The organism is Rhodophyticola porphyridii, from assembly GCF_003688285.1.
Classification (GTDB): domain Bacteria; phylum Pseudomonadota; class Alphaproteobacteria; order Rhodobacterales; family Rhodobacteraceae; genus Rhodophyticola; species Rhodophyticola porphyridii.
This window is the reverse complement of the sequence record NZ_RCNT01000011.1, coordinates 55,733-64,773: the sequence shown is the minus strand read 5'-3', so window position 1 is coordinate 64,773 and position 9,041 is coordinate 55,733. Positions and strand designations below refer to the sequence as shown.

7 protein-coding genes and 1 pseudogene are annotated in these 9,041 nt (G+C 60.0%); 6 read left to right on the top strand and 2 right to left on the bottom strand.

Annotation, left to right across the window (positions count from 1 at the left end; translation table 11 throughout):
* Positions 1 to 109: pseudogene (locus D9R08_RS17940) on the top strand (IS5/IS1182 family transposase); the annotation flags it as partial.
* A 193-nt stretch (positions 110 to 302) separates the two neighbouring features.
* Here the strand turns inward: D9R08_RS17940 and D9R08_RS17935 are convergent.
* Both D9R08_RS17935 and D9R08_RS17930 read right to left on the bottom strand, forming a co-directional pair.
* Entirely contained in the window at positions 303 to 1,142 is an 840-nt protein-coding gene (locus D9R08_RS17935) for a PRC-barrel domain-containing protein (RefSeq protein WP_121899506.1), read from the bottom strand.
* A 348-nt stretch (positions 1,143 to 1,490) separates the two neighbouring features.
* Positions 1,491 to 2,321 (bottom strand): prephenate dehydratase, encoded by an 831-nt coding sequence (locus D9R08_RS17930; protein ID WP_121899505.1) that lies wholly within the window; start codon positions 2,319 to 2,321, stop codon positions 1,491 to 1,493.
* A gap of 106 nt (positions 2,322 to 2,427) precedes the next feature.
* Between D9R08_RS17930 and D9R08_RS17925 the strand changes: the two genes are divergently transcribed.
* The 5 genes from D9R08_RS17925 (at position 2,428) to D9R08_RS17905 (ending at position 8,992) form a co-directional block, all read left to right on the top strand.
* The gene (locus D9R08_RS17925) at positions 2,428 to 2,949 is read left to right on the top strand and encodes a c-type cytochrome (protein ID WP_121899504.1); all 522 of its coding nucleotides are present in this window, start codon (positions 2,428 to 2,430) and stop codon (positions 2,947 to 2,949) included.
* A gap of 186 nt (positions 2,950 to 3,135) precedes the next feature.
* Positions 3,136 to 5,043, top strand: coding sequence for an extracellular solute-binding protein (locus tag D9R08_RS17920; RefSeq protein WP_121899503.1), 1,908 nt, complete (start codon positions 3,136 to 3,138; stop codon positions 5,041 to 5,043).
* 6 nt (positions 5,044 to 5,049) lie between these two features.
* Positions 5,050 to 6,204, top strand: a complete 1,155-nt coding sequence (locus tag D9R08_RS17915) for a microcin C ABC transporter permease YejB (protein ID WP_121899502.1) — start codon at positions 5,050 to 5,052, stop codon at positions 6,202 to 6,204.
* 2 nt (positions 6,205 to 6,206) lie between these two features.
* Positions 6,207 to 7,391, top strand: a complete 1,185-nt coding sequence (locus D9R08_RS17910) for an ABC transporter permease (RefSeq protein ID WP_121899501.1) — start codon at positions 6,207 to 6,209, stop codon at positions 7,389 to 7,391.
* A complete protein-coding gene (locus tag D9R08_RS17905) occupies positions 7,388 to 8,992 on the top strand; it encodes an ABC transporter ATP-binding protein (protein ID WP_121899500.1) in 1,605 nt (534 codons plus the stop codon). The genes D9R08_RS17910 and D9R08_RS17905 overlap by 4 nt, the downstream gene beginning before the upstream one ends.
* The last annotated feature ends 49 nt before the right edge of the window (positions 8,993 to 9,041 follow it).

The window sequence follows — 9,041 nt, the reverse complement described above, 5'->3', positions numbered from 1 at the left end:
GTTCGGCAGGCTCAAGGATTGGAGACGCGTGGCAACCCGCTACGACCGATGCCCGAAGGTCTTCCTGTCAGCCATCGCTCTCGCCGCACTCGTCATTTACTGGCTATGAGTCCTGACCCTAGGCCATGAGAAATGGCTGTGCGAAACTTCCGAATTGGAAAAAAATCCAAGGAAAATTTTTTCCTAATAAAACGAAATAGAAAATTTGAAATGTCAAATGATCGGGCGTGACGTCCCGATCTCAAATATATATGAAGAAGGCCGGCCGGAATAATCCGGCCGGCCGTTTCACGACGGATCTATCAGCCCTGATATTCGGGCTGTGCCTCAAGCGCTTCCTGAGTCGAGTCGATGTAGACGCGGAAGCTGTCTCCGGCTTCGTTGCGCAGGATGCTCAGCTCTTCGAAGGTCACGGCGATCGGCTTTTCACCAAGGCCGAGGAAGCCGCCTACGTCGATGACCACACGGTCGATTTGACCATCGTCGGAAAGCAGCAGTTCGCTGATCTCGCCGATATCCTCGTCATTTATCCCGTAGACGCGCGCGCCGGTGAGGTTTTCGCTGGTCAGGTCCACCGGCTCGGTCGCCATGTAGCCTTCGCGCTCGATCGTGGGGGCGACGAGCATCGGGCGGTCTTCGGCCATGGCCATGTCGGTGGATGTCGTTTCCGCATCGGCCTGGGCTTCAGTTTCGGTCGCCATCATTCCGGCTTCGGCGCGGGTGAATTCGGGCGCGGACTCCAGCATTTCCTGGCTCGCATTGATGACGAGGAAGAAATTCCCGCTGTCGCCTTCCTCTTCAACGCGGTTGATCTGCGACATGTCGACAGCCACGTCTTTTTCACCGATGCCGAGGAAGCCGCCAACGCCGACGATCACGGCGGCAACGTCACCGCCTTCAGTCAGGATGACTTCGTTGATCTCGCCGATATCGTTCCAGTCACGCTCACCATCGGCGGCGACGGTCATGTCGGCCTGCATCTCAGCTTCGGTCGAATAGACCCGCATGCCGATCATTTCCGATGCGTAGAAATCCGACCCCTGGGTAAATTCGTACTCGATAATCGAGGTGGAATGCGCATCCGCAAAGGCGCCGGTGCCCAGCAGGATGGCGGTTGCGGTGGTGCTCAGAAAACGTTTCATCTTGGTCTCCTATGGTCGTCGGGCGCAACAGGCGCCTTCTGATCCAAGAACATCCAGCAGACCGGAATGGTTCCCGAAAGAGACCCTGAATCGACCAGAATTTCGCAGCGAATAAATGCGCGGTCGGCAGGGAATTGCCAGGTTGCCCGGAAGACGGGTCTGAAGGGCTATGTACTGAGACATAGGGTTTCCGGGGAGGAAGAGGCTTTTTATGTCATAATTTTCGGAAAAACGCCTGTTTCGGACGCCTTCGGAGCTATGTCTAACATTGTAGCTTTTTTGCAGCTTCCGGGCGTCAGATGACGTTGGGTCAGCGAGCGAGGTGCCCAGAGGCGGCGGGTCCTCTAGTCAGTCGCGGGCCGGATCCGCCGGGTAGGTGCCGAGGATGTGCAGCATGGAGGTGAAATAGCGCAACTCCTCCATCGCCCGCTGAACGGGCGGATCATCCGGGTGGCCCTCGATATCGGCATAGAACTGGGTGGCGGTGAAAGAGCCGCCGACCATGTAGCTTTCCAGCTTGGTCATGTTCACGCCATTGGTCGCGAAGCCACCCATTGCCTTGTAAAGCGCCGCCGGAATATTGCGTACACGGAAGACGAAACTGGTCATCATGTGATCGGCTCGGCGGGTCATGTCGGCTTTCGGCGACATGATCAGGAATCGCGTGGTATTCCGATCGTGGTCCTCGATGTGGCGGGCCAGCACGTCAAGTCCGTAGATGTCGCCGGCCAGTTCCGAAGCCAGTGCTGCATGGGACTTGTCGCCCATGTCGGCCACGTCACGGGCAGCGCGCGCATTGTCCGGGGATACGCGCCCCTTGATCCCGTGCTGGCGCAGGAACAGAGCGCATTGCGGCAAGAGAACCAGATGGCTCCACGCATCCGTCACATCGGCCAGCGTCGCGCCCGGAACGCCGAGCAGGTTGATATGCACCCTCACAAACGCCTCGTCGATGATATGCAGGCCCGATTCAGGCAGCAGCCGGTGAATGTCGGCCACCCGTCCATAGGTGGAGTTTTCGACCGGCAGCATCGCCTGATCCGCGGCGCCCGACTGAACCGCTTCGATCACGTCTTCGAAGGTCGGGCAGGGCAACGCCTCCATCCTGGGGCGTGCCTCGTGGCATGCCTGATGGGAATAGGCACCGGGTTCTCCCTGAAAGGCGATACGGGACGTCATGGGCGAAATTCTCTCGGCAGGTCGTTTCGTCGCGCTCACTACACCTTGAAAGCCATGCAGGAAAGCCGATACATACCCGCGAACCATATGTGAGAACGGGACATCCATGTTTGACACAATGACCATCACCAAGATCGGCGGCGCCGTCTGTGGTGCGCTTTTGATCTTTCTGCTGGCCGGATGGGCGGCGGACGGCCTGTATTCCGTGGGTGGCGACCATGATGAGGATCACCTTGCCGGCTATGTCATCGACACCGGCGAGGGCGAGACCGAAGTTGCCGAAGAGGTGATCGAGGTTCCGTTCGAAGAGCTTTACGCAGTTGCGGATGCTTCCGCCGGCGAACGGCTCTGGCGGCAGTGTTCGGCCTGCCATTCGGATCAGCCGGGCGTGAACGGTGTGGGTCCCTATCTGCACGGTGTCGTCGGGCGGCCGAAACACACGGTCGAAGGTTTCAACTATTCCGATGGCCTGCTGGCAACCACAGGGGACTGGACGCCCGAAAACATTTCGGCCTTCATCGAGAACCCGCGCGAATACGCGCCGGGCACGGCGATGGCCTATAACGGGATGCGCGACGCCGAAGATCGAGCGAACCTGATCGCCTATCTCGACACGCTTGATGATTGAGCAAGATTTCGTCGATTGTCGAAAAGACCGCCTCTCGGGGCGGTCTTGTTGCATTCAGGATGGCGTTGAGCAAGCAAACTGGGGCTGATCACGATTTCTCAACTTGATGAAAAGGGGGGCTGCCCCGTAACGTGATTTAGCGCAGATATGTATCAGGTCAGACCAAAGCAGCAGTGGAGGGCGCCCATGCGCGACCATAGATCCCGAGTACAGACCGTCCCGGGCCCGGACCGGAGCTACCTGACAGGGTGGCTTCTTCTGCCAGCGATCTTGCTTCTGTTATGGGCCGGGGGCGCGCGGGCTCAGGACGACCTGATCGTCACCCATGGAGTGTCGACCTTTGGGGAACTGCGATATGGTCCTGATTTCGAACATCTGGATTATGTGAATCCCGATGCGCCGAAGGGCGGTGAGATGTCTTTTTCATGGTCATCGGCCGGTGGCTCGTTTGACTCGCTCCATCCCTTCACGCGCGAGGGGCGACCTGCAGTGTTGTCATCGATCTTTTTCGAAAGCATGCTGGAGGGCACCGCCGACGAGATCGGGTCGGCCTATTGCCTGCTTTGTGAAAGCATCGCCTATCCTGAAGACGTATCCTACGTGATTTTCACCATCCGCGAAGAGGCCCGGTTTTCCGATGGCACACCGGTGACCGCGGACGACGCGCTGTTTTCCTACGAGATCATGCGCGACGAGGGATTGCCGAGCTTTCGCGCGGCCATCGGGCGGACGCTTGCCGGGGCCGAGGTGCTGGACGAACGCCGGATCCGCTTCGATTTCAACCCCGAGGCGCCGATCCGCGGCCGGATCGTATCGGCCGGCGGTCTGACGATCATGTCGCGCGCGAGCCACGAAGCTTCCGGCTATGCTTTCAGCGACGCACGGCTGGAGCCTCTGACTGGGTCGAGCCCGTATGTCCTTCAGGAGGTGGAGCCGGGGCAGCGCACGATTTTCGCCCGAAACCCAGATTATTGGGGGAATGATCTGCCGATCAATCGCGGACGGCACAATTTCGACCGCATCCGGATCGAGTATTATGGTGACGCGGTTGCCGCTTTCGAAGGGTTCACCGCGGGCAATTATCTGTTCCGGCAGGAAAGCAGTTCGACGAACTGGGCCACGTCCTATGACTTCCCGGCATTGGAGCGCGGCCATGTGGTGACAGCCGAACTTCCCGACGGAACGATCACGTCGGGTCAGAGCTTCATCATGAATCTGCGGCAAGAGAAGTTTCAGGATGTGCGCGTGCGCGAGGCCATCGCGCTGATGTTCAATTTCGAGTGGACAAACCAGACCCTGTTTTACGGTCTTTATGAATGGAACGACTCCTTCTGGCATAACACGGATCTCGCTGCCGAGGGGTTGCCAAGCGAGGCCGAACTGGCCCTGCTGGAGCCGCTGCGCGACCTGTTGCGCCCGGAGGTATTCACCGAAGAGGTTTTCAGCCTGCCGGCGTCCGATCCCAATCGGACACTGGACCGGCGAAAGGCGCGGCGTGCCGCGGCGCTTCTGGAAGAAGCGGGCTGGGCCGTTGGTGATGACGGGCTTGCTCGTAACACGGCCGGGCGGACGCTGGATGTGGAGTTTCTGAACTCTAGCCCGTTGTTTGACAGGGTGATCAACCCGTATGTGGAGAATCTGCGTGCGATCGGGATCAACGCGCGGCTGACGCGGGTAGACAGCGCGCAGATGACGCAGCGCGAACGCGACTATGATTTCGACATCATCACCGGTCACATCCCCATGGGATATGAGCCCGGAAACGGCCTGCGTCAGTATTTCGGGTCGGAGTCTGCGAATGACAGTGTGTTCAATGCCGCCGGCTTGGCCCACCCGGCCGTGGACGCGCTGATCGAACATGTCGTGAATTCCGAGACGCAGGAAGAGCTGTATGTAGCCGTGGCCGCGTTGGACAGGGTTCTGCGCTGGGAAAGGTTCCGCGTGCCGCAATGGTTCAACGACGCCCACTGGGTGGCCTATTACGACATCTACCGCTATCCGGAGCCGCTGCCGCCCTATGCGCTGGGCTTCCTTGATTTCTGGTGGGTCGATGCCGAGGCCGAAGCGGCGCTTCGCGAAGCGGGTGCGTTCTAGAGCGCCATGGGCCCATATATCCTCAGACGGCTATTGCTGATGATCCCGACACTGTTCGGGATCATGGTGATCAACTTCGCACTGACGCAGTTCGTACCCGGCGGACCGATCGATCAGGTTCTGGCCCAACTGGAAGGCGAAGGCGATGCCTTCGCCACGATTTCGGGTGGCGGTGGCGAGACAGGCAATATCGAGATCGAGGGCGCTTATCAGGGCGCGCGCGGCGTCCCGCCCCGGTTTCTCGAAGAACTGGAGATTCAGTTCAACTTCGCGCGGATTGTCTGCGCCGAGGGATATACCGGTATTCCCGATCTCGATGCGGAGGAGTGCGTTTCCGAACGAATTCCTGCGCTGGAACGTTTCTTTCTGATGCTGTGGGATTATGTGCGGTTAGATTTCGGCGACAGTTTCTTCCACTCCGAAAGCGTGATGGAACTGGTGGTCGACAAGCTGCCGGTGTCGATCACGCTGGGTCTGTGGTCCACTCTGATCGCCTATATCGTGTCGATCCCGCTTGGTATTCGCAAAGCGGTCAGCGACGGGTCGCGGTTCGATACCTGGACCAGCGGCGTGATCATCGTGGCCTACGCAATCCCGGGATTTTTGTTCGCGATCATGTTGCTGGTGCTGTTTGCGGGCGGATCCTACTGGCAGATCTTCCCGCTACGCGGCCTGACCTCGCCATCGGACGTTTGGAACACGCTGACATGGTGGCAGAAGATTCTGGATTATCTGTGGCATATCGCTCTGCCTGTTACCGCCTCTACCATTTCCGCCTTTGCGACGCTGACCCTGCTGACCAAGAACAGCTTTCTGGATGAGATCAAGAAGCAGTATGTGACCACCGCGAAGGCCAAGGGGCTGACGCAGAACAGGGTTCTGTACGGGCATGTGTTCCGCAATGCCATGCTGATCGTGATCGCCGGTTTTCCCGCGGTCTTCGTAAGCGTGTTTTTCGGTGCTTCGGTGATTATCGAAACGATCTTCTCGCTGGACGGGCTCGGTCGGCTGGGTTTTGAGGCAGCGGTAACCCGGAACTACCCGGTGATCTTCGGCACGCTCTTTGTCTTCGGGTTGATCGGGCTGGTCGTCGGTCTGTTATCGGATCTGATGTATGTCTGGATCGACCCGCGCATCGATTTTGAAACGCGGGAGACCTGAGAATGGCGCTGCGGGAAGAGGAAATCACATCCAAACCGGCGCCGGCGGCCAATGTTCCGGAGCCGTCCAGGGGCTTTTTCAACCTATCACCGCTCAACCGGCGGCGCTGGAGGAACTTCAAGTCGAACCGTCGAGCCTACTGGTCCTTCCTCGTCTTTTCGGTTCTGTTCGGCCTCTCGCTTTTCGCGGAGCTGATCGCAAATGACAAACCGCTTCTGGTCAGCTTTCGGGGCGAGCTCTACACCCCGGTCTTCAACTTCTACCCCGAGACCCAGTTTGGCGGCGATTTCCGGACCGAGGCTGTGTACCGAGACCCGGAAGTGCGCTGTCTGATCATCTCGGGCGGGCTTGAAAGTTGCTGGGACGATCCAGAGGGCGTGATCGAAGACGCACAGGAGGACGGCATCGTCAATGGCGAGGAGATCGAACAGGGCTGGCTGATCTGGCCGATCGTGCCCTACGCCTACAACACGATCAACGATATCGGAACTTCCGCCCCTTCCGCGCCGGATGCCAATCATTGGCTGGGCACCGACGACACCGCGCGCGACGTGCTGGCGCGGGTGATATATGCCTTTCGGTTGAGCGTGATGTTTGCGCTGATCGTCACCGTGCTGACCTCGGTGATCGGGATCGCGGCGGGGGCAGTGCAGGGTTATTTCGGTGGCTGGGTCGACCTGATCTTTCAGCGGATCATCGAGATCTGGGGCTACACGCCGGGGCTGTTCGTGATCATCATCATCGCGGCCATCTTCCGGATGGATTTCTGGTTGCTCGTGTTTCTGATGGTCCTGTTCGGCTGGACGTCTCTGGTGGGCGTGGTCCGCGCGGAGTTTCTGCGCGCGCGCAATTTCGAGTATGTCCGGGCGGCGCGCGCCCTTGGCATATCGAACCGGGTGATCATGTTCCGCCACGTGTTGCCCAATGCCATGGTCGCGACGCTGACGATGTTGCCTTTCATCGTCACCGGCACGATCGGGGGTCTGGCCAGCCTCGATTTCCTGGGTTTCGGCCTGCCCTCCACGGCGCCATCTCTGGGGGAGTTGACCTTGCAGGCCAAGAACAACCTGCAAGCGCCATGGCTGGCCTTCACCGCGTTCTTCAGTTTCGCGATCATGCTGTCGCTTCTGGTCTTCATCTTCGAAGGGGTGCGCGACGCGTTCGACCCCAGAAAGACGTTTAAATGAGCGTTCTCAAGGTCAGGGATCTGCGGGTGAGTTTCACCCAGGACGGCGCCACGACCGACGCGGTCAAAGGTGTCAGCTTCACCATCGACAAAGGGGAGACCGTGGCGCTGGTCGGGGAGAGCGGATCGGGCAAGTCGGTGACCGCGCTGTCGACGGTGGCGCTATTGCCCGACAGCGCCAAACTGTCCGGATCGGTCAAGTATCGCGGAACCGAGATGATCGGCGCCCCGGAGACGGAATTGCGCCATGTGCGGGGCAACGATATCAGCTTTATCTTTCAGGAGCCGATGACTTCGCTGAACCCGCTGCACACGCTGGAAAAGCAGATCGCGGAAAGTCTGGGCCTGCATCAGGGGCTGCGGGGAGAGGCGGCGCGGCGCCGGATCATCGAGTTGCTGATCAAGGTGGGCATCCGCGATCCTGAAACCCGGCTGGGGGCCTATCCGCACCAGCTTTCGGGTGGACAGCGGCAGCGCGTGATGATCGCCATGGCGCTGGCTAACGGGCCCGATCTGCTGATCGCGGACGAGCCGACCACGGCGCTGGACGTCACCATTCAGGCGCAGATCCTGGAACTTCTGTCGGAGTTGAAACGCGCCGAGGGCATGAGCCTTTTGTTCATCACCCATGATCTGGGCATCGTGCGCCGCTTCGCGGACCGGGTCTGCGTCATGCAGGGCGGCGAGATCGTTGAGGCCGGACGTACGGCGGAGATCTTCGACAACCCGAAGCATCCCTACACGCGCAAGCTTCTGGCGGCGGAGGCCAAGGGCGGGCCCGACCCGGTGCCGGAAAACGCGCCCGAGATCGTGAACACCCATGATCTGAGGGTCTGGTTCCCGATCCAGCGGGGGCTGTTGCGCAGGACCGTTGGCCATGTGAAGGCGGTCAACGCCGCGTCGATTTCCGTGCGCGCGGGCGAAACGCTGGGCGTGGTCGGCGAAAGCGGATCGGGCAAGACCACGCTGGCGCTGGCGGTCATGCGCCTGATCTCGTCGCAGGGGCCGGTGGTGTTCATGGGGCAGGATGTGCAGGGCTGGAAGTCGGGTGCGCTTCGCCCGCTGCGGCGCGATATGCAGATCGTGTTTCAGGATCCCTATGGCTCGCTCTCTCCGCGGATGACGGTGGAACAGATCGTCGCCGAGGGCTTGGGCGTTCACGGGACCGAACCGGGCCAGAACAAGCGGCAGATGGTGGCCGATATTCTGACCGAAGTGGGCCTCGATCCGGCGATGATGCACCGCTACCCGCATGAATTTTCGGGCGGCCAGCGGCAGCGGATCGCGATTGCGCGCGCGATGATCCTGAACCCGAAACTCGTGGTGCTGGACGAACCCACCTCGGCGCTGGACATGACCGTGCAGGTCCAGATCGTGGAGTTGCTCCGCGATCTGCAGCGGCGCCACAAGCTGGCCTATCTGTTCATTTCACACGATCTGAAAGTCGTCCGCGCGCTGGCCCACAAGATCATCGTGATGAAACAGGGCGATATCGTCGAGAGGGGGCTGAGGGATGAGATCTTCAACGCACCGAAATCGGAATACACCCGGGCACTTCTGGCCGCAGCTTTCGATCTTCACGCAAAGGGCAGTGCGGCCTGAGTCGCTCGCGTGGGACGGCATGTGCCGGGACAGGAGCGCAGAGCCGTCT

Coding starts and splice junctions, on each gene's coding strand:
- D9R08_RS17930 (WP_121899505.1), bottom strand. CDS start 2,321: ATGACGTCCCGTATCGCCTTTCAGGGAGAACCCGGTGCCTATTCCCAT.
- D9R08_RS17910 (WP_121899501.1), top strand. CDS start 6,207: ATGGCGCTGCGGGAAGAGGAAATCACATCCAAACCGGCGCCGGCGGCC.
- D9R08_RS17920 (WP_121899503.1), top strand. CDS start 3,136: ATGCGCGACCATAGATCCCGAGTACAGACCGTCCCGGGCCCGGACCGG.
- D9R08_RS17905 (WP_121899500.1), top strand. CDS start 7,388: ATGAGCGTTCTCAAGGTCAGGGATCTGCGGGTGAGTTTCACCCAGGAC.
- D9R08_RS17935 (WP_121899506.1), bottom strand. CDS start 1,142: ATGAAACGTTTTCTGAGCACCACCGCAACCGCCATCCTGCTGGGCACC.
- D9R08_RS17925 (WP_121899504.1), top strand. CDS start 2,428: ATGTTTGACACAATGACCATCACCAAGATCGGCGGCGCCGTCTGTGGT.
- D9R08_RS17915 (WP_121899502.1), top strand. CDS start 5,050: ATGGGCCCATATATCCTCAGACGGCTATTGCTGATGATCCCGACACTG.